The following is a 19,626-nucleotide window of genomic DNA, read 5'->3' on the forward strand; positions in this document are numbered from 1 at the left end:
ACGCCTCCTGAACGGGTGAACACCCCTGCGAAGGGCCAGCCGCCACGGCGGCTGGCCCTTCGTCCGTATGCCCGGGCGGTAGCCCAGGTGCTGCGGGTCAGTTTCCGGGCTTCGCCGGGCGCCGTGGTCATGAAGGTGCTCGGGTCGCTGATCTCAGCCGTGCTTCCGCTGGTCACCACCTACTTCGCCGCCCTGACCACCACGGCGCTGGCCGCCGCCTATGCCGGTGACGCCGAGGCCGGCCGGCGGGCGATCGCCTACGTCATCATCACCGCCGCCCTGGGGCTTTTCTGGGGCGCGTTCAGCAGCGTTGACCGCTACATCCAGCAGCTGATGAGCTTCAAGGTGGGGGCCATCGTGGGGGACCAGATGTACGAGCGGTTCCTGGCACTGGAATTCTGGCGGTACGACGACAAAGAAACCGTTGACCTCTACGACCGCGCAAAGCGGTTCTCCGACTCCTACGCCCGGGTGCTTGACCGGATCGCCGCCATCTTCACCCAGCTCGTCTCGGTAATTCTCGCCGTCGGCGCCTTGCTGCTGGTGAGCTGGTGGATCGCCGTGATCGTCCTTGTCGCCATCGTCCCCAGCGTCTACCTGCAGTTCAAACTTTCGCGGGAGCAGATCGCCCACTGGAACACCCAGGTGGACTCACGCCGCCAGCGCCGCATGATCGAGACCAACCTCCTTCGGCCGCAGCACATCGCCGAGATGCGGCTTTACGGGATTGTGGGCTACCTGATGGATTTCAGGTCCCGGCTGCGGGACGCGGACGAGCGCCGGCGGCTGGACTTTCAGAAGCGGTACATCCCCAAGCAGCTCGCCGCCGATGCGCTCCAGTACGGCGCTGAAGTGGTGTCCCTGGTCTGGGTGGTGGGGCAGATCATCGCCCGCGCGCAGCCCGTGGGCCAGTTCCTCTACGTGCAGCAGATTGTCAGCAGGGCGCTGTCCACGGCGAACAACCTGGTGTCCTCCCTCAGTTCCATCGACGAGGACCTGGCCAACCTCAAGGACTACGAGCTGTTCATGGCCATGCCCGTGCATTCGGAGCACGCCCCGCCGCTGCTGCAGGCACCGAAGACCGTTGAGCTGAAGGACATCCGCTTCACCTACACGGGCAGCGACATCGAGGTGATCCGCGGGATCAGCCTGACCATCCGCGAGGGCCAGCACATCGCCATCGTGGGGGAGAACGGCGCCGGCAAGTCCACGCTGATCAGGATCCTGGCGGGGCTGTACCGGCCGGACTCGGGACAGGTACTGCTCGACGGCGTCGACCTTGCCGCCGTCGACGTCACCTCCTGGCACCGGCACCTCGCGGTGCTGAGCCAGGAATTCCTCAAGTACGAGTTCGCCACGGCCGCGGAGAACATCTACTTCGGGGACGTCGACGCGCCCCGCGACGACGCCCGCATCCGCAAGGCTGCCGCGGACGCGGAGGCGCTGGACTTTATCAACAAACTCCCCAACGGCCTGGATAACCATGTCAGCAACTGGATGGAGGACCCGCGCGGGCGGAAGGGCAGCGGGCTCTCGGGCGGGCAGTGGCAGCGTCTGGCCATGGCCCGGAACTTCTACCGGGACGCCTCGTTCATGGTGATGGACGAGCCAACCTCGGCTATCGACGCCCTGGCCGAGCACCGGATCTTCACCCGCCTCTTCGCTGACCGCAGCAGCACCATCATCGCCATCAGCCACCGGCTCGCCACCATCGAGAAGGCGGACACCGTGTTCATGCTGGAGGACGGCAGGATCGTGGAGCAGGGGACGCACAAGGAACTCGTCGCGCTTCGCGGGCGCTACTTCAGGATGTTCGAATCCCAGCTCACGGGAGCAAGCCCGGAGGCAGGAGGAGGAGCCTAGGACTCCGCTACCGTCGTACGCACCCGCGCAATGCCCGGCCGCGGCGGGACGCTGCTGAACCCGAACGACACAGCGGGGCGGACCGCCGCCAGGGCTCCGGCATCAACCCCGTTCCAGCTCACGACGGCGGAGGTGATGGTGTGCAGGTCGCTCACCCCGTAATACTCCCTCCGGCCGCTGCCTGCGGTGCCGGAGGTCCGGGAGCCGCTGCTCAGGATCCCGGCGACCGGACTGATGGCCCGCAGCCAGCCGGGGTGGACAGCAAGGCGTCGGGGGACTGCCCGCAGCATCCTGCCCAGGAGGGCCCGCCCGCCGAGCCGGGCGCTGATGGCCAGGGGACCGGCGTCGACCTCCAGCGTTCCGTGGCCCAGCCGCGCCGACAGGTCCACCTCCGTGACGTCGTCGAACGTGTAGGTGGCGGCGATGAACTCCGCCACCTCACGGCTGGGGGCCAGGAGCTGCCGGTGGCCGGAGGGCTGCTGGACCATCACGTCCGCAAAGGGCCCGAAGGGCGACTCCTGCCAGATGCCCACCACGGCGCGAAGGCCGGAAGCCGTGCCTATGCCGGCAATGTGGCCGTCGAATACCCACCGTGAACCCATAGGGCAACTGTAGCCACCCGGGCTCCGGTTGGTGCGTGCGGTCCGTAGCCTGCGTTCCCGGCCCGTCCGCACAGACAAGGACATCACGGCCGCTGGGATACCCTAGAGCAGTGACTTACGAGATCGAGATCGGCCGTGGCAAGCGTGGGCGTCGTGCCTACTCCCTGGATGACATTGCAATCGTCCCTAACCGTCGCACCCGCGACCCCAAGGACGTCTCCGTCTCCTGGCAGATTGACGCCTACAAGTTCGACATGCCCGTCATTGCGGCGCCCATGGACTCTGCCATGTCCCCGCAGACTGCCATTGCCCTGGGCCGGCTCGGCGGCCTCGGCGTGCTGGACCTCGAGGGCCTGTGGACCCGGTACGAGGACCCGGAGCCCATCCTGGACGAGATCGGCGCGCTGGAGGATGAAACCAACAGCCCGGCCGTGACAGGCCGCATGCAGGAGCTGTACAAGGCGCCCATCCAGCCTGAACTGATTACGTCCCGCCTGGCGGAGATCCGCGAGGCCGGCGTGACGGTGGCGGGATCCCTGACGCCGCAGCGCACCCAGGAGCACTACAAGACCGTGGTGGCGGCCGGCGTCGACATCTTCGTCATCCGCGGCACCACCGTCTCCGCCGAGCATGTCTCCAAGGACCACGAGCCCCTGAACCTCAAGCAGTTCATCTACGAGCTGGATGTTCCCGTGATCGTGGGCGGCGCGGCCGGCTACACGCCCGCGCTGCACCTCATGCGCACCGGTGCCGCCGGCGTGCTGGTGGGCTTCGGCGGCGGCGCCACCACCACCACCCGCCGGGCCCTGGGCATCCATTCGCCCATGGCATCCGCCATCTCCGACGTCGCTGCCGCCCGCCGCGACTACATGGACGAGTCCGGCGGCCGGTACGTCCATGTCATTGCCGACGGCGGCATGGGCACCTCGGGCGACATCGTCAAGGCCATTGCCATGGGAGCCGACGCCGTGATGCTGGGCAGCGCCCTGGCGCGGGCCGAAGAGGCACCGGGCAAGGGATGGCACTGGGGCCAGGAAGCCCACCACCTCGAACTTCCCCGCGGCGACCGCGCCAACGTGGGCACCGTGGGGCCGCTGGAGGAAGTGCTGTTCGGACCGGGCCACCACACCAACGGAACCTCCAACCTCATTGGCGCGCTGCGCCGCTCCATGGCGACCACCGGATACTCGGACCTGAAGGAATTCCAGCGGGTCGACGTCGTGGTTTCCCCGTACTCCGGAAACTGACGCTCCCCCTGGGAACCGGAGGGCAGCGGCAGCATCCTGCCACTGCCCTCCTGCCCAAGCGTGCCGCAAGCAAGTAGGGTGGTTTTACTACCGGCACTTGAGGCACTGGAGGCGTTCAATGAAGAAATTTCCTGTTAACGGCGGGGCCCTTGGCCCGGAAGCCAGGGAAGCATCCATCCAACGGCTGCGCGCCACGGCGGACCCCGGCCAGGAACTGGACATCCTCATCGTCGGCGGCGGCATCGTTGGCACCGGGGCAGCCCTGGACGCCGTCACGCGCGGCCTCAGCGTCGGCATCGTTGAAGCGAACGACTGGGCTGCCGGTACGTCCTCCCGGTCCTCGAAGCTCATCCACGGCGGCCTCCGGTACCTGGAGATGCTCGATTTCGGCCTCGTGAAGGAAGCGCTGCAGGAGCGGGGGCTGCTGCTCTCGGAACTGGCGCCGCACCTGGCCCGGCCGGTCCCGTTCCTGTATCCGCTGACCAAGCCCTTCATCGAGCGGCCCTATGTGGGTGCCGGCATCGCGCTGTATGACGCCATGTCCGTCTCCAGCGGGCACAGCAGGGGAGTCCCGTTCCACAAGCACCTCAGCCGCCGGGGCACCCTGCGCGCTGCCCCCAGCCTCAAGAATGACGCGTTCGTGGGCTCCATCCGGTACTACGACGGCCAGGTGGATGACGCGAAGTACTGCGCCAACCTGGTGCGGACCGCCGCCTACTACGGTGCCCACGCCGTCAACCAGATGAAGGTGGTGGACTTCCTCCGCGAAGGTGAGCGGGTGGTGGGGGCCAAGGTGGTCAACCACGAGGACGGGACGCAGTTCAACATCCGCGCCAAGCAGGTGATCAACGCCACCGGGGTGTGGACGGACGAAACCCAGGCCATGGTGACCGATCGCGGCCAGCTGAAGGTCCGTGCCTCCAAGGGCATCCACCTGGTGGTACCGCGCGACCGGTTCCAGTCCACCGTCGGCCTGATCCTGCGCACCGAAAAGTCCGTGCTGTTCGTCATCCCGTGGGGTCGCCACTGGATCATCGGCACCACGGACACCGACTGGAACCTGGACAAGGCCCACCCGGCCGCCTCCAGCAAGGACATCGACTACATCCTGGAACACGTCAACAAGGTCCTCAAGCGTCCGCTGACCCGCGAGGACGTAGAGGGCGTGTACGCCGGCCTCCGTCCGCTGCTCGCCGGGGAAAACGACTCCACCGCCAAGCTGTCCCGTGAACATGTGGTGGCCCATCCCGTTCCCGGCCTGGTGGTGGTGGCTGGCGGGAAGTGGACCACCTACCGGGTCATGGCCAAGGACGCCGTGGACGAGGCCACCCGCACCATGGACGAGCGGGTTCCGCCCAGCTGCACGGAAACCATTCCGCTGCTGGGCGCCAGCGGATTCAGGGCAGCCTGGAACCGCCGGAACCGGACTGCCGAGGAATCCGGCGTGCATGTTGCCCGGATTGAGCACCTGCTGAACCGCTACGGATCCATGACCTCAGAGGTGCTGTCCATCATCGAGGAGAATCCGGCCCTCGCGGAGCCCCTTCCGGGTGCCGACGACTACCTCCAGGCCGAGGCCGTCTATGCAGCTACCCATGAGGGCGCCCGCCACGTCCATGATGTGCTGACCCGAAGGACACGGATTTCCATCGAGGCCTGGGACCGCGGAGTGTCCGCCGTGCCTGTTGTCGCTAAACTAATGGGTGACGTCCTTGGCTGGAGTGACGCCCAGCGTGAAAACGAAGTGCGGCACTACATTGCGCGGGTGGAGGCTGAACGCCTCAGCCAGCAACAGCCGGACGACGAATCCGCAGACGCCGCCCGCCTGGGCGTGGAAGACATCGTGCCCCTGCGCTGAGGGATTCACGCACCAGCAACGCTGACTGAAGGGATACGCCTTGGCGGAACCACTTGACCGGTACGACGCCGTGCTCACCACGCCCGACATGGTGATTTTGGAGTTGGAGGCTAAGGACAAGGCCGACGCTGCCACGCAGCTTGCCAAGCGGCTGCACGCCGCCGGGCGCATCTCGGACCTGGACGGGTTCCTCAAGCATGTGAACGCCCGGGAACACCAGCTGGCCACGGGACTGCCGGGCGGCATCGGCCTGCCGCACGCCCGCAGCGAGTTCGTCTCCCGCACCTCCATCGCGGTCGGAATCACCAAATACGGGCACGCCCTCGATTTCGGTGCAGCCGACGGTCCCGCCACGGTGATCCTGCTGATTGCCACCCCGGCGAGTTCCTTCTCCGACCACCTCGAGGTCCTGGCCACGCTGGCCCGGTCCCTGTCCAAGGAATCGTTCCGGGAGTCGCTGCGCCGGGCCTACGATCCCGACATGATCGCCGAACTCATCAACTCCAGCCTGGTGTTCTTCGATCACTGACCGGACCGCGGGACCCGTCCGGCGAACAGGCAGGATCCCGGGCCTGGCCTCGCGTTTAGTTGTTCTACAGCGCTACGAAGTACGGTTAAGACGTGTGGAAAACAGCCCTTAAGCCCCGATGGATCGCCGGTTTTGTCTTCGCGATCGCTGTTTCCGGGGTCTTCGTTCTGCTGAGCCAGTGGCAGTTCGGGCGCTCCACCCAGCCTGAGGTGCCCACGAACCCGGCCACCGAGCAGGTCCGGCCGCTGACCGACACCCTCCAGCCGGGCGAGTTCTTCCACGGAACCGACGCGGACCAGATGGTCTCGGCGGAGGGATCCTACGACCCCGCCAAACAGTTGCTGGTCCCGGGGCGGCTGCATGACGGCAAGACAGGCTACTGGGTGGTGTCCGCGTTCGCCGTCGACGGGGCACCCGCCCTGACCGGCGCCGCAGCCTCACCGCAGACCTGGATCCCGGTGGCCCGCGGCTGGGTGGCGGAGCCCGGCGATGCCCCCGCGCCGCCGTCGGGCACCCTTGAACTGACCGGGCGGCTGCTGCCGTCCGAGGCGCCCGTCCCGGGGACGGCGCCCAAACCAGGCGAGGCGACGGCTGTGTCCGTGGCAGAGCTGATCAACTACTGGGAGGTCAGCAGCTATCCCGGGTTTGTGGCCGCCACCGCCGAAGTAGCCAACGGCGTGGACGTCAGCGCCGCCGCGGTCCAGGGCGAACTTCTTCCCTTGGATATCGGTCCGCAGCCGCCCGCCCAGCAGATCAACTGGCTCAACCTCTTCTACTCGCTCGAGTGGGTGGTTTTCGCCGGCTTCGCCCTGTTCATCTGGTGGCGGCTCGTGAAGGACGACTACCACCGCGACCTTGAGGAAAGCCTCGAGGACGGCGATGAAGACAACCAGCATCCAGAACACAACCAGCAAAAGGTACAGCCATGATTGACCCGAAACCGGCCAACCCGGCCTCTGCCCGAGGCATGGATTCAGGCGCAAACGCAGGCGCAAACGCAGGCACTCGCGCGGGCGGCAAGAAGCGCCGTTTTGGCGGAACCGAAGCCCAGATCCGCTCGGCCCTGAAGTTTTACAAGGTGCTGGCGTACCTCACGGGCGGCATGCTGCTGCTGCTGTGCGCCGAACTGGTTGCCCGCTACGGCTTCGGGCAGTACCTCTTCGCAGGGGGAACCAATGCCGTCACGGGCCAGCCCTTCGGGTTCGGCTTCGCAGATGCCGAGCCTCCGGGAGTGCTGGACGGCGTCAACCTGTCCGTGACTGTCCTCATTGTTCACGGCTGGATGTACGTGGTGTATCTGATGTCCAACTTCCGGCTCTGGGCGCTGATGCGCTGGCCGTTCCTCAAGCTGATCCTGCTGGCCCTCGGCGGTGTGGTCCCGTTCCTCTCCTTCATCGTCGAAAAGAAGTTCCACGCCGAGGTGGAGGCCGAGCTCGCGGCGAACCCCCAGGCGCCCCAGCGCTACTGACGGACAGCCGGGCGGCAATGCGGGCGCTGACAGTTCGCTCCGTCACAGCCCGGCTTCTCAAGATGCGCCGGTGCAACGGCGCCCAGTAGGCTAGTACGGTGACTACTCCCACTGCATCCCAGACTTCCCAGAAGCCGGTGCTGGTTGTTGACTACGGTGCCCAGTACGCGCAGCTTATTGCCCGCCGCGTCCGGGAAGCGAATGTGTATTCGGAAGTGGTTCCGCATACCTACACAACCGAGCAGCTCCTGGCCAAGAACCCCGCCGCCATCATCCTTTCTGGCGGCCCCTCGAGTGTCTACGCCGACGGCGCCCCCCGCGTCGGTGCCGACCTCTTCGAAGCCGGCGTCCCCGTCTTCGGCATCTGCTACGGCTTCCAGGCGATGGCCAACGCCCTCGGCGGCAAGGTGGACAAGACCGGGCTGCGGGAGTACGGCTCCACGGAAACCACCATTCTTGGCGAGGGCCGTTCGGTGCTGGAGGGCATGCCCCAGCACCAGAACACCTGGATGAGCCACGGCGACTCCGTCCACGAGGCGCCGGAGGGCTTCGAGGTCCTTGCGACGACGGCGGGCGCTGAAGTGGCTGCCTTCGCCAACGAGGAAAAAGGCCTGTTCGGGGTGCAGTGGCACCCCGAGGTGAAGCATTCCGCCTACGGCCAGCAGGTCCTGGAGAACTTCCTCTTCAAGGGCGCCAAGCTGGAACCCAACTGGACCACGGGCAACATCCTTGATGAGCAGGTGGAGCGGATCCGTAAGCAGGTCGGCGACGCCCGGGTCATTTGCGGCCTTTCCGGGGGCGTGGACTCGGCCGTTGCTGCCGCGCTTGTCCAGCGCGCCGTCGGGGACCAGCTCACCTGTGTGTTCGTGGACCACGGCCTGCTGCGCGAGGGCGAAGCCGAACAGGTGGAGCGCGACTTCGTGGCAGCCACCGGCGTGAAGCTGTATGTCGCCAACGAACAGGAACGCTTCCTGTCCGCCCTGGCCGGGGTGACCGATCCCGAAACCAAGCGCAAGATCATCGGCCGCGAATTCATCCGCGCCTTCGAAGAAGCCGAACTGGCCATCATCGCCGAGGCTGCAGCCCACGGCGAGAAGATCAAGTTCCTGGTCCAGGGCACCCTCTACCCGGACGTCGTCGAATCGGGCGGCGGCGAAGGTGCGGCAAACATCAAGAGCCACCACAACGTGGGCGGCCTCCCCGAGGACCTGCAGTTCGAGCTCGTCGAACCGCTGCGTGCACTCTTCAAGGATGAGGTCCGCGCCGTCGGAGCCCAGCTCGGATTGCCGCAGGAGATCGTTGGCCGCCAGCCCTTCCCCGGTCCCGGCCTCGGCATCCGCATCGTCGGCGAGGTCACCAAGGAACGGCTGGACCTGCTGCGCAAGGCCGACGCAATCGCCCGCGCCGAGCTCACCGCAGCCGGCCTGGACAACGAAGTCTGGCAGATGCCCGTCGTCCTGCTGGCGGATGTCCGCAGCGTGGGCGTCATGGGCGACGGCCGGACCTACGGCCACCCGATCGTGCTCCGTCCGGTCTCCTCCGAGGACGCCATGACGGCGGACTGGTCACGGCTCCCGTACGAACTGCTGGCCCGGATCTCCAACCGCATCACCAATGAGGTGGAGGGCGTGAACCGGGTTGTGCTGGACGTCACCAGCAAGCCGCCGGGAACCATCGAGTGGGAATAGCATCCTGAGTGGCCGGCTCCGTCAAGGGAGCCGGCCACTGGTGTTCCCGGGGCAAAAACCTCCGCAAATTCAGCCCATCACGTGTTGCGGTCTCTCAGTCCCGCCGTCTTAGCGGCTACGCTCGAACCTATGCCGGTATGGTCCAGGACGTCACGTGCAAACGCAGAAAAGAAGGCAGAAGTGTCAGTTGGTCAAGGCCACCCGGAGGGCTCCGAGGAGCTCCGCAAATGGCTGTCCGGGCTCAAACCCGTTACCGGGGCAGACACGATGCTGCGCTTCACCAAAACGCCTGAAGGCTCCATCGACCTGACGCACGCCCACCCGTCCGGCCTGGCCCAGCTGATGGCCGGCCGCAAGACGCGCCTCTCCACCCTGATCCGGGACCGGCAGCAGTACGTGGTGGCAGCCCGGGCCTCCCGGAACATCCGCTCGAAGATCTTCGAGCTTGCCAACGACCGCGGCATCGACGCCGGCTACCTCTCTGCCGGCACCGTTGTGTGGACGTCCGCCGTGGGCGGCAAACCGCAGCGCATTTCGGCGCCCGTCATGCTTACCGCCATCTCGCTGACCGTCCGGCCCGGGGAGGACGACTACGAACTCCAGCTGACGGAGCAGGCGCACATCAACCCCGCACTGGTACGGCACCTGAAAAACATCCACGGCATCGTCTTCGACGTCAACGCCGTCACCCGGCTGGCCTACAGCACCGCCCGCTTCGATCCGCAGCCCGTCCTGGACCGGCTGGGCACCCTGATCAGGCCCATCCATGGCGCCGAGGCGCAGCACAACCTGCTGGTATCGACCTTCGCCGACCTCTCCGGCAACCTGGACGACCCCTGGATCAACGACTCCAACCCGATCATCTCCGCCCTGGCCACTGCGGGCGGCGGCGAGATGGTGGACGTGGAACAGCCGGACCCCTCCCGTTTCCCTGCCCTGGACAGCAGGCACCCCAAGGACGAGCTGCTCCTGCTGGACGCGGACACCGACCAGCAGTACGTCATTGATGCTGCCCGTGCCGGCGACTCGCTGGTTGTCAGCAGCCCGCCGGGTACCGGACAGACGCAGACTGCCATCAACACCATCGGTGCGCTGGTGGATGCCGGAAAAACTGTCCTGGTGGTTGGGGACCGCCGCGCCAGCCTCAATGAAGTATCCGGCCAGCTGGAGGGCCTGGGCCTGGAGTCCATCCTGTTCCAGCTGTCCGGAAATGTCACAGCCCAGCAGCTGAAGGCCCAGCTGGTCCGTGCGATTGTCCGCAACGAAAAGTCGCTGGAACCCCAGCTCGGAAACCTCCACACCACGTTGACCGAGCACCGCCACGCCCTGATGGACCATGTGGCCTCGCTCCACAACGTCCGCCAGCGGTGGGGATGCTCGCCGTACCAGGCCATGCAGTCACTGGCGGAGCTGACGTCAATCCACCCTGCGCCGGCCACCACGGTGCGGCTGAAGCGGAGCGTCCTGGACAACATCCGGGACCGCGAGGAGCTCGCAGGCAGGCTCAAGCGTGCGGCGGAGCTGGGCAGCTTCAGCAAGGCCTCTACCACCAGCCCTTGGCATGGCGCCCGGCTGCTGACGCGGAAAGAGACCGAGGAAGCCCAGGATCTGGTCCGCTCCGTGGAAAAGAGCCTGCCCGCCCTCCGCGACCGCATGGCGGCAGTTGCCGAACATGCCGAAATCCGGCTCGGCGCCTCCTTCGCCGAGTGGGGCGAGCAGCTTGAGCTCCTGGTGGCGGTACGCGGAAGCCTGGACAAGTTCACCCCGGACATCTTCGACCGTCCCGTCACCGACCTGATTTCCGCCACCGCGCCCTCATCCTGGCGCAAGGAACGCGGCATCGACATGACGTCCATGCAGCGCTCAAGGCTGCGCAGGGTGGCGAAGGAGTACGTCCGGCCCGGGGTCCACATCGCCGACCTTCACACGTCGCTGCTCCTGGTCCAGGAGCAGCGGGCGCTGTGGGCAGGCTATGCCACCACCCAGCGGCATCCCGCCGTTCCGTCGGGGCTCGCCGAAATGAATGCCATGTACAGGTCACTGGACGGCGACCTTGCCCGCCTGGGGGAGGCCCTCCGGCACACGGCGGCCGGCGGCTCGCTGGCCACGGTCCCGTACGAGGAGCTGATGGAGCGCCTTGAGCGGCTGGTGGCGGACACCGACACCCTGAAGACGCTGCCGGAGCGCACGCTGCTGGTGGAGAACATGCGTGAGCACGGCCTGGGCGAGCTCCTGGCCGACCTCGCGGAGCGTGAAGTGCCGGCCGGCTCGGTTGCCGCCGAGCTTGAACTCGCGTGGTGGCAGTCGGCGCTCGAGGCAATGATCAGCGGCGACGACTACCTGGCAATGTCCGACGGCGATGCCCTCCGCAGGCTGGAGGCCGAGTACCGCCTCGCTGACAACGCCCACATCGCCAGCGGTGCCGCGCGCCTTCGCTGGGACCTCGCAGAGCGCTGGCGCAGTGCCCTCGCCACCCATCCCCGCCAGGCGGATCTCCTTCGGAGCCTGCTCAAGGATGGCCGGGTTTCCCTGCCGTCGCTCACGGCCCAGGCCCCGGAACTGATAGGCACGCTGGTCCCGGTCTGGTCCGTCAGCCCCTACCTGATGACCGGCCTGCTGCCGGCGGAGCAGCACTTCGACGCGGTGGTCATCCTGGACGCGGAAGCGACGTCCCTCCAGGCTGTGCTGCCGTCCGTTGCCCGGGCCAAACAGGTTATCGCGTTCGGTGACGCGCGGATCGCCAGCCCCCGGACTTTCACAGTGGGAGTGGAAAGGCTCGCGCCCGGAGAGTCAGCGCACCACCGCGTGGAAAGTGCTTTCAGCGCACTGTCGCAGGTGCTTCCCGTGTGGCGGCTCAACTTTGTCTACCGTGCGGTGGACGAGGACCTTGTGCTGCAGCTCAGCAAGAATTTCTATGACGGCGGCCTGCGGCGGCTGCCGGAAGGCCAGTCCGCCACCGGGCTGGACCGTTCCCTCCTGGTTGAATACCTCCCGGACGGCACCGGGTTGCCGAGCGCCGACCACGAAGGCGTCGAATCCGTGGTGGCGGAAGTCAACCGCGTTGTCCAGCTGGTCTTCGAGCACGCACGGCTCCGCCCGCGTACGTCCCTGGCCGTGGTCACGGCCAGCCTCCGCCATGCGGCCCGGATCGGGGAGTCCATCCGGCTGCAGTTGCCCAACTACCCCGGCCTGGCCGGGTTCTTCGGCGCCGGCCCCGAGTCCTTCCGGGTGGTCGACCTGGAACGGGCGCAGGGACTGGTGCGCGATCACGTCATCTTCTCGCCCGGTTTTGGCCGCACCCCGCACGGCCGCGCCCTGCACAACTTCGGCCCGCTTTCCGCCGATGGCGGCCGGGAGAAGTTTGCGCTGGCCATGACGCGGGCGCGCCGGTCCATGCACGTCCTCACCTGTTTCCGGCCCGAGGACCTGGACCACACCAGGCTGAGCCACGGTGCCGTGGACCTGTATTCCCTGCTGGACCGTGAAATTGCTGGAAACACAGATCTCGGAACTCCTGCATCACGGGCTGCGGCCAGCGAGCAGGCGCTGGGGGCGGATCCCCTGGTTGCCGACCTCGGGGACCGCTTGCGTGCCCGCGGCGCACGGGTGTGGCACCAGTATGACGGTGCCATCGACGTGGTGGCCGCCGCTGATCCCCTCAGCACCATGGGTCAGGAGCACGCGGACCTGCCGTGGCCGGTTGCGATTGAATCGGACGGCACGGAGCAGTACCGCACCATGAGCGTGCGGGAGCGGAGCCGGCTGCGCCCGCAGCTGCTGGAACGCCTGGGATGGCGCTACATGCCGCTGTGGACCATCGAGGTGTTCACCGATCCCTCCGCCTGTGCCGACAGGATTGCCGGATACCTGGGACTCGAGAAGATGGCCCTTTCGGGCAGGGCCTCCGCCGCCGTTGCCTTCCTTGACGACGACGTGGACCAGGCGCTCAACGGGATCGACGCCGAAAGCCAGGGCGGGCGCGAACGGCTGGCCATGGCCGGCGCCGGCCAGGGCGATTCCGGGCCCGCCCGCGAGGGCAACCCCGCTGCACCCAGTACCGATCCCGCACCGGCCGAAGACCAGGACAGCAAGGAGGCGGGCACCATGGCCCAGGACCACAAAGAAGACAACGCTCCGGACGCCGGGCAGCCCGCCGAAACTGAATCCGGGCAGGACCAGGACGGAACACCCGGCACCGGGCCCAACAGTTCTGCGCTGCCCGCGGGGCCGGTTGTGCCCAACAAGGCCTCCGAGGACGATCCGCGCGCCTGGGGCGACCGGGAAGACGACGACCATGACGCCTGGCTGAAGGAGCAGACACCGCCGCACTGGGGCTGAGGTTTCAAGGCCCCACCAGAACGAAGAACAGTTTGCCCTGGGTGGATGCGCCCGCCAGCCTGGCGGCCTGTTCCGCGGTGGCTGCCACGACGATCAGGCCGTCTGTCTCGGCAGTGCCCAGCCATTGTCCAGGCTGGCCGCCCTGGCCTGAGGTCCACAGTACGGGCACGCTGGAGGCCAGGATCCGGGGCGGGTCCTGCTGGTCGAACCCGTTGGCTGAGGTAAGGACAACGTTCACCAGCTGCCCCGGGGAGACAAGCTGGATGGACGACGGATCTGCCATGCGAAGGGGGACGGCAGCTGATCCCGGAGGAGTCCCGGCCAGGAGTCCCGGACCGACAAGCTGGGCATCCGTGAGCAGCTGCCCCTTGCGCAGGGGCGCTGCGAGCTGTTTGCCTGCCGCCTCACCGGGTTCCTTAAGGAACCCGCCGGCCACCATGCCGGGCGGAACCTGCGCAGCGGCGAGGTCCGCCTCCGATAATGCGGCGCCGGCGGGGATATCCCTGGCGGCGGCCAGCGCCGGCACCGTGTAGACCGGAGCAGGGGTGAGCTGGTGTACCGTGATGGCGGCTGCGGCGCAGAGCAGCAGCGCGACAATGAGGCGCCTGTTGCGGCTCAGCCAGCCCGCGAAGCGCGCGGGAGGACGCCTGGCTGCGACGCGGCCGGAGCCGCGGACACTGCCGGGGCGGCGACGCAGCCGCGGTTTCCGGAAGAGTCCGGGATGTGGGGCGCTTAAGGTGTCCCGGCTGGACTGACGGTATGCAGGCATGTGCCTACGCTAGGGGCGGCGCCAAGAATTACGGCAGTAACCTTCGCCGGTATGTGGACAACCTTGCCCAGCCGCCAGGCGGGCTACAGTCGAGGACCGTCTGTCAGCTGGCAGCAGCGGCGGGGGCCGAAGCGGCCGGCGCTGCTGCAGGAGCGCCGGGAGCAGCCGAAACCGTGCTGCCCTTGGCGTCCCTGGAGTCCGTGCGGTAGAAGCCCGAACCCTTGAAGACGACGCCCACGCTGTTGAACTTCTTGCGCAGGGCACCCTGGCACTCGGGGCAGGACGTCAGAGAGCTGTCCGAGAACGACTGGACGATGTCAAAGGCATGGCCGCAATCCTTGCAGGCGTACGCATACGTTGGCACTGGTGCTCCTCCTCTTGGGCAAACGAGAGGTCCCGGACTGCCGCAGGGTGATCCAGCTGGATGTCCCTTTAGCAGTCACAGGGCCTGAGTGCCAATTCTAGCATTCCCCTGCGCCCGGATTTTGCGGTCAGGCGGCGTTCGCCAGGTCCCTGAAGCCGGAGGGAAGCACGACGCCAGGCACCGGGCGGTCGAATTCCTCCACCGGAATCGCGCCGGCGGGCAGTAGTTCCCCGTCATAAAGAACCGCGGCAAGGGGAATGTGCTTCCCGGCGGACGCAAGGTGGCCGAGGAATTTGTCATAGTAGCCGCCGCCCTGGCCGATCCTGCTGCCTGCGAGGTCCACGGCCGTGGCAGGGATGAACAGCGCAGCGGCTTCCCCGGCAGCGTCAATCCCGTGCCGGGTCCCGACCGGCTCCAGGATGGGGGCGAACCTGCTGCGTGCCAGCTCAATGCCCGGCGCCCAGACGACCCATAGCAGTTCACGCCCTGGTTCGCAGACGGGAAGCAGAACCCTGTGCCCGTCGTCGTGCAGGGCCGCGATCAGCGGCAGCGTGGGCGGTTCCGCGCCGACGCCCAGGTAGACGCATACCGTGGCATCGCCTCCCGGGATCACTGAAGCCGCCCACGCCGCGCCGTGTTTGGCCAGGGCGGTGCCGGCATCCTCCCGTTCCAGGGAAGTCATCGCAGCCCTTCGGCGGCGGTGGGCAGCACGGATCAGGTCCTTTGCTGCTTTCGTTTCCTCAAGCGCCATGTATTTTCTCCACTACTGCCGCGCTGGCGGCCGTTATCTGGTCCATCCATCCGATACCCGCAGGTGTCGCTGGCTCCGTTGTTACTGAATGCTTGACGCTGACGTTAGATTAGTCCGGTGACTACCAGTAACCCGAGAGTTCGCAAAGCCGTCATTCCTGCCGCCGGACTCGGTACCAGGTTCCTGCCGGCAACCAAGGCGATGCCCAAGGAAATGCTCCCCGTCGTGGACAAGCCTGCCATCCAGTACGTGGTTGAGGAAGCCGTGAACGTTGGCCTCCACGACCTCCTCATGATCACCGGGCGCAACAAACGGGCACTTGAAGACCACTTTGACCGGGTGCCGTCACTTGAATCCACCCTTGAGGGCAAGGGCGACACGGAAAAGCTCGCATCCGTCCAGGCGGCCAGCAAGCTGGGCGACATCCACTATGTCCGGCAGGGAGACCCGCACGGACTGGGCCATGCCGTGCTGCGCGCAAAGCAGCACGTTGGCGAGGAAGCCTTTGCCGTGCTGCTGGGCGATGACCTCATCGATGCCCGGGACGAACTGCTGGGCACCATGATCGACGTGCAGGCGGAAACGGGAGGCTCCGTCATCGCGCTCATCGAAGTGGAACCGTCCGAGATCAGCGCCTACGGCTGCGCTGACGTCCAGCCGATCGAGGGCGAATCCTACGTTCGCGTCAACCGGCTGGTGGAGAAGCCGAGCGTTGACGAGGCGCCCTCCAACCTTGCACTGATCGGCCGCTACGTCCTCCACCCCGCCGTCTTTGAGGTCCTCGAACGCACCGCCCCCGGACGCGGAGACGAAATCCAGCTGACCGACGCGCTGCAGGAGCTGGCGACCGGCGAAGGCGAGGGGTACGGGGTGTACGGCGTTGTGTTCCGCGGCCGGCGCTACGACACCGGGGACAAGCTCAGCTACCTCAAGGCCTGCGTCCAGCTGGCCATCGACAGCGAAGACCTGGGCCCGGGCTTGCGGGAGTGGCTGCCGGGGTTCGCCGCCGGCCTGTCCAAGTAGCGCCATGCGCGCTGGTCCCATTTGGCCCGTAACCCTGGAGTGCGGGGACCTGGTCCTGCGGCCCATCCGGTACCGGGACAAGAAGGAATGGACCGAGGTCAGGTCCCGCAACAGTGAGTGGCTTGCTCCGTGGGAAGCTTCCAACCCGGATCCTGCCGGAGGCCTCCCGGACTACCGGCAAATGGTCCGGTCCTTGAAGTCGCAGGCAACTCAGGCTACTGCCTTGCCGTTTGTCATCACCGAGCGGCTTCCCACAGCCGCAAGCCCTGCCATTGTTGGCCAGTTGACCGTGTCATCGATCGTGTGGGGATCCGCGATGATGGCGACGCTTGGCTACTGGGTGGACCGGGGCCGTGCGGGCCACGGCATTGCACCCACTGCCGTGGCCATGGTGACGGACCACTGCTTCCGGACACTTGGGCTGCACCGGATGGAAATCAACATCAGGCCGGAGAACGGACCAAGCCTCCGCGTGGTGCAAAAGCTGGGCTTCCGGGACGAGGGATACCGGCCCCGCTACCTGCACATCAACGGGGAGTGGGCTGACCACCGGTCGTTCGCGTTGACCGCGGAAGAGGTCCCCGACGGGCTGCTCCGGCCATGGCTGGCCTCACGGCCGTCATAAATCCATTGATTTGCCGGCTGCGCCACGACACACCGCAGCTAATGCTGCCGCAGCGGACAGGATGCTCATACGGTTTTGAGTGTGGACTTCCCCCTTAGCAGCTCAGTGATCCTTGTGGTTGCCGTCGTGCTCTGGATTGTGTGGGTTGCGCCCTACGTCCTCCGGAACCGCAGGCACCAGTTCCAGCCCGCCGGCGATTTCCTTGCGGAGCCCGCAGCAGATGAAGCACCGGAACCGCCAGCCGCTTTGGTATTGAACGTCGCCGCCCAGCAGGAGAAAGCCATGGACACCAGGAAGAGTGCCGGACCCGCGACCGCCACTGCCGGCTCCCCACCCGGGGGTACGTTCCGGATCCGCTACGGCCGCACCGGCATCGCCCTGGTTGGGCTGCTGTCGCTGGTCACCGCGTTCGTTTCCGGTGTGCTCTTGATCTTCGGGCTGGGCGCTCCTGTCCTTCCCTTGGCATGCTTGGCGCTCACTGCCGGGTCGGTCGTACTCCTGCGCTGGCTGGCCGTCCGTGACCGGAGGGCAAAGGTCAATGCGGCTTTCCGGGCCGCCATGACCGCGCCGTCCCGGCAGCCCCAACCCGCTGCCGGCGTCCGGCCAAGGCCGGAAGCGGCTCCGGCGAAGCAGGACAACCCCCTTTTCGACGCCGAGGCACACGAGCCTAAGATCAGGCCGCTGACTGCCATGGAACTGCGGGAGGCCGCCCTTGCCGTGGCGGTTGCCGCTGGCGATTCAAGCGCTGCAGCTGCCGGCTCCGCAGCCCGGACGGCTGCTCCGTCCACGTGGGAACCGGTGGAGGTTCCCAAACCTGTCTATGTTGAGGCAGCCAAGGCCGAGCGTCCGGCGCCTGAGCCCCTGGAGCTTCCGGAGGCACCGAAAGCGACGGGCAAGCCGTCCCTCAAGCAGGGCGTTGCCGCCGCGCCGCCCGCGGCTCCGGCCGAGGGCCAGGAACAGTCCAAGGCGCAGAGTGCCCTCAGCAACCTCGACGACGTCCTGCAGCGCCGCCGCGCCTGACAGGTCAGTGCCGTCAGGCGATGCCCTGCGCATCCCGCCGGCACGCTGCTGGGGGTTTGCGGCTGCAGTTTGGCATTAAGCCGGGAAAATTTGTAGCCTAGGGTCACCGGTGCCGCTCCTCAAGGGGCGGATCCATCCGGGGCTATAGCTCAGTTGGTAGAGCGCTTCGTTCGCATCGAAGAGGTCAGGAGTTCGAATCTCCTTAGCTCCACAAAATATTGCCCCAGCAGGTGGCATCAGCCAGTTTCCGTAGGCGCAGCCCCGCCGTCGGGGGCACTGACTCCCTGACACGCGCTCCAGGGAACCCACGTGGTCCACCTTCCTCGTGGGGGGCCGCGCTGAGTTGCTGGGCCTTCTGCGCCAGTTGGGACGCTGGCGGGCCAACCCTGCATGGTACGGCGTGGCACTGGGTGTGCCGCTGGTCGTCCCCGGCCTCGCCCTGTGGGCTGCGGTGGCCGCAGGGGCGCCGGTCCCGGGCTGGGAGCCGGCCGACCTGCTGCAGGTCGCCGGTTCGATCGTCGTCACGATCGTTATCGTCGGCATCTTCGAGGAGCTCGGCTGGCGCGGGTTCCTGTTGCCGCGGCTGCAACGGGATTACCGCGCGCTGCCGGCCGCGCTGATCATTGGGCTGGCCTGGTTTCCCTGGCACCTTCCGGAACTGGTGTCGGACCCGGGTCAGCGGCCCCTGACACCCTTTGCGGTCTATATCTTTTCGCAGTCGGTGCTGCTCGCCTGGCTGTACAACAGCACGCAGGCGAGCCTGCCGGTTGTGGTCCTGTTCCATGCCGCCTTCAACACCTTCACGAAGTTCTTCCTGGCCGATCTCCAGGGCAGTCCCTACCCCTACCTCGTGGCGTGGTGGGTTGTGGCCGGAGCGGTCGCCGTCCTCGCCGTGGCAGCGGTCGCTTACGCCGGCAGCCGCGACCTGGTGAAGGGTGCGCCCAGGCCGGCGCACTAACTCCCGGACACGCCTTCCATGGCAACTGTTTCATCGGATTCGACCCGCTTCAGCCCGGCAAGGAGCCGGGACGTTTCCGCCAGGGCGGACCGAAGCCCCGCGTCATCCGCAGACGTGGACGCGGCAGCCCAGTCCATCGGGGCGGCACCAACCACGAACAGGGTTGTTCCGCGGGCCGCCGCTGCCGCAAGTGCGGCCGCAAAGAGGTCCCATGCTTCCGCCCGTGGACCGGCATCCGATGGCTCCGGTACTGGAACACCATCGATGACCCACAGCTCCGCCCCCGCTGGGAGGAGGGAATAGTCCTCCCTGGACGTACCCGGTGCGCACAGTTCGTCGAAGCTGATCCACAGCAGTTCCGGCTCGCAGGCCTTGGCGGCAAAGACGCGGGACCCGGCAGTGACCGTCCTGTGCCGCCCCGGTGGCGGCGGGAAGAGGCCGTACACCGCCAGCTGCCGGCTGCTGCCGGGCACCAGGATGCGGCCCTCGGGGAGGACCGGCGGCTCCGGCTCGGCGGCCATGC

17 protein-coding genes and 1 tRNA gene are annotated in these 19,626 nt (G+C 67.1%); 13 read left to right on the plus strand and 5 right to left on the minus strand.

Annotated elements, in window-relative coordinates:
* Window positions 1-15 precede the first annotated feature (15 nt).
* Window positions 16-1,863 carry an ABC transporter ATP-binding protein gene (locus NFU08_RS04400; protein WP_251421006.1) on the plus strand — a complete coding sequence of 616 codons (1,848 nt, stop codon included), beginning with the start codon at window positions 16-18 and terminating at the stop codon, window positions 1,861-1,863.
* Here NFU08_RS04400 and NFU08_RS04405 read toward each other — a convergent pair.
* Window positions 1,860-2,465 carry a hypothetical protein gene (locus NFU08_RS04405; RefSeq protein ID WP_174176548.1) on the minus strand — a complete coding sequence of 202 codons (606 nt, stop codon included), beginning with the start codon at window positions 2,463-2,465 and terminating at the stop codon, window positions 1,860-1,862. The two genes, NFU08_RS04400 and NFU08_RS04405, sit on opposite strands and share 4 nt — an antisense overlap.
* 110 nt (window positions 2,466-2,575) lie before the next feature.
* Here NFU08_RS04405 and NFU08_RS04410 point away from each other — a divergent pair, with 110 nt between their 5' ends.
* The 7 genes from NFU08_RS04410 to NFU08_RS04440 all read left to right on the plus strand — a co-directional run bounded on the left by NFU08_RS04410 (window position 2,576) and on the right by NFU08_RS04440 (window position 13,593).
* Window positions 2,576-3,712, plus strand: a complete 1,137-nt coding sequence (locus NFU08_RS04410) for a GuaB3 family IMP dehydrogenase-related protein (RefSeq protein ID WP_251421009.1) — start codon at window positions 2,576-2,578, stop codon at window positions 3,710-3,712.
* A 118-nt stretch (window positions 3,713-3,830) separates the two neighbouring features.
* On the plus strand, window positions 3,831-5,570 hold the full coding sequence (locus NFU08_RS04415) for a glycerol-3-phosphate dehydrogenase/oxidase (RefSeq protein WP_174176547.1): 1,740 nt from the start codon (window positions 3,831-3,833) through the stop codon (window positions 5,568-5,570).
* A gap of 40 nt (window positions 5,571-5,610) precedes the next feature.
* Window positions 5,611-6,099, plus strand: coding sequence for a PTS sugar transporter subunit IIA (locus NFU08_RS04420; RefSeq protein ID WP_251421011.1), 489 nt, complete (start codon window positions 5,611-5,613; stop codon window positions 6,097-6,099).
* A gap of 92 nt (window positions 6,100-6,191) precedes the next feature.
* Entirely contained in the window at window positions 6,192-7,028 is an 837-nt protein-coding gene (locus NFU08_RS04425; protein WP_174176546.1) for an SURF1 family protein, read from the plus strand.
* A 38-nt stretch (window positions 7,029-7,066) separates the two neighbouring features.
* Window positions 7,067-7,567 (plus strand): DUF3817 domain-containing protein, encoded by a 501-nt coding sequence (locus NFU08_RS04430; RefSeq protein ID WP_174176589.1) that lies wholly within the window; start codon window positions 7,067-7,069, stop codon window positions 7,565-7,567.
* 98 nt (window positions 7,568-7,665) lie between these two features.
* Window positions 7,666-9,255 carry a glutamine-hydrolyzing GMP synthase gene (gene guaA / locus NFU08_RS04435; protein ID WP_251421014.1) on the plus strand — a complete coding sequence of 530 codons (1,590 nt, stop codon included), beginning with the start codon at window positions 7,666-7,668 and terminating at the stop codon, window positions 9,253-9,255.
* A gap of 129 nt (window positions 9,256-9,384) precedes the next feature.
* On the plus strand, window positions 9,385-13,593 hold the full coding sequence (locus NFU08_RS04440; protein WP_251421017.1) for a DUF4011 domain-containing protein: 4,209 nt from the start codon (window positions 9,385-9,387) through the stop codon (window positions 13,591-13,593).
* A 4-nt stretch (window positions 13,594-13,597) separates the two neighbouring features.
* On the opposite strand, the gene NFU08_RS04445 is transcribed toward NFU08_RS04440, so the two are convergent.
* The 3 genes from NFU08_RS04445 to NFU08_RS04455 form a co-directional block, all read right to left on the minus strand.
* Window positions 13,598-14,362 carry a Flp pilus assembly protein CpaB gene (locus NFU08_RS04445; protein WP_251421019.1) on the minus strand — a complete coding sequence of 255 codons (765 nt, stop codon included), beginning with the start codon at window positions 14,360-14,362 and terminating at the stop codon, window positions 13,598-13,600.
* A 103-nt stretch (window positions 14,363-14,465) separates the two neighbouring features.
* Window positions 14,466-14,726, minus strand: a complete 261-nt coding sequence (locus NFU08_RS04450; RefSeq protein WP_251421021.1) for an FmdB family zinc ribbon protein — start codon at window positions 14,724-14,726, stop codon at window positions 14,466-14,468.
* Between the two features lie 127 nt (window positions 14,727-14,853).
* Window positions 14,854-15,477 carry a 5-formyltetrahydrofolate cyclo-ligase gene (locus tag NFU08_RS04455; RefSeq protein WP_251421023.1) on the minus strand — a complete coding sequence of 208 codons (624 nt, stop codon included), beginning with the start codon at window positions 15,475-15,477 and terminating at the stop codon, window positions 14,854-14,856.
* A gap of 117 nt (window positions 15,478-15,594) precedes the next feature.
* Here NFU08_RS04455 and galU point away from each other — a divergent pair, with 117 nt between their 5' ends.
* The 5 genes from galU (at window position 15,595) to NFU08_RS04480 (ending at window position 19,103) form a co-directional block, all read left to right on the plus strand.
* Window positions 15,595-16,500, plus strand: coding sequence for a UTP--glucose-1-phosphate uridylyltransferase GalU (galU, locus tag NFU08_RS04460; protein WP_174176539.1), 906 nt, complete (start codon window positions 15,595-15,597; stop codon window positions 16,498-16,500).
* A gap of 4 nt (window positions 16,501-16,504) precedes the next feature.
* Window positions 16,505-17,125 (plus strand): GNAT family N-acetyltransferase, encoded by a 621-nt coding sequence (locus NFU08_RS04465; protein WP_251421025.1) that lies wholly within the window; start codon window positions 16,505-16,507, stop codon window positions 17,123-17,125.
* 81 nt (window positions 17,126-17,206) lie between these two features.
* Complete coding sequence (locus NFU08_RS04470) at window positions 17,207-18,145, plus strand: hypothetical protein (RefSeq protein ID WP_397425174.1); 939 nt, start codon at window positions 17,207-17,209, stop codon at window positions 18,143-18,145.
* Window positions 18,146-18,283: 138 nt separating this feature from the next.
* Window positions 18,284-18,356: transfer RNA gene (locus tag NFU08_RS04475), tRNA-Ala, on the plus strand.
* A 114-nt stretch (window positions 18,357-18,470) separates the two neighbouring features.
* Window positions 18,471-19,103: a CPBP family intramembrane glutamic endopeptidase gene (locus NFU08_RS04480; protein ID WP_251421027.1), complete on the plus strand. Its 633-nt coding sequence runs from the start codon at window positions 18,471-18,473 to the stop codon at window positions 19,101-19,103.
* On the opposite strand, the gene NFU08_RS04485 is transcribed toward NFU08_RS04480, so the two are convergent.
* Complete coding sequence (locus NFU08_RS04485) at window positions 19,100-19,624, minus strand: cell division protein ZapE (RefSeq protein ID WP_251421029.1); 525 nt, start codon at window positions 19,622-19,624, stop codon at window positions 19,100-19,102. The two genes, NFU08_RS04480 and NFU08_RS04485, sit on opposite strands and share 4 nt — an antisense overlap.
* Window positions 19,625-19,626 lie beyond the last annotated feature (2 nt).

Origin of the sequence: Pseudarthrobacter sp. NCCP-2145, from assembly GCF_023708005.1 — a bacterium.
In the GTDB taxonomy this organism is placed as follows: domain Bacteria; phylum Actinomycetota; class Actinomycetes; order Actinomycetales; family Micrococcaceae; genus Arthrobacter; species Arthrobacter oxydans.

What these genes read in the sequence shown, in the direction of transcription:
- NFU08_RS04405 (WP_174176548.1), bottom strand. Translation starts at nt 2,465, where the DNA reads ATGGGTTCACGGTGGGTATTCGACGGCCACATTGCCGGCATAGGCACG.
- NFU08_RS04485 (WP_251421029.1), bottom strand. Translation starts at nt 19,624, where the DNA reads ATGGCCGCCGAGCCGGAGCCGCCGGTCCTCCCCGAGGGCCGCATCCTG.
- NFU08_RS04415 (WP_174176547.1), top strand. Translation starts at nt 3,831, where the DNA reads ATGAAGAAATTTCCTGTTAACGGCGGGGCCCTTGGCCCGGAAGCCAGG.
- NFU08_RS04440 (WP_251421017.1), top strand. Translation starts at nt 9,385, where the DNA reads ATGCCGGTATGGTCCAGGACGTCACGTGCAAACGCAGAAAAGAAGGCA.
- NFU08_RS04445 (WP_251421019.1), bottom strand. Translation starts at nt 14,362, where the DNA reads ATGCCTGCATACCGTCAGTCCAGCCGGGACACCTTAAGCGCCCCACAT.
- NFU08_RS04430 (WP_174176589.1), top strand. Translation starts at nt 7,067, where the DNA reads ATGGATTCAGGCGCAAACGCAGGCGCAAACGCAGGCACTCGCGCGGGC.
- NFU08_RS04465 (WP_251421025.1), top strand. Translation starts at nt 16,505, where the DNA reads ATGCGCGCTGGTCCCATTTGGCCCGTAACCCTGGAGTGCGGGGACCTG.
- NFU08_RS04455 (WP_251421023.1), bottom strand. Translation starts at nt 15,477, where the DNA reads ATGGCGCTTGAGGAAACGAAAGCAGCAAAGGACCTGATCCGTGCTGCC.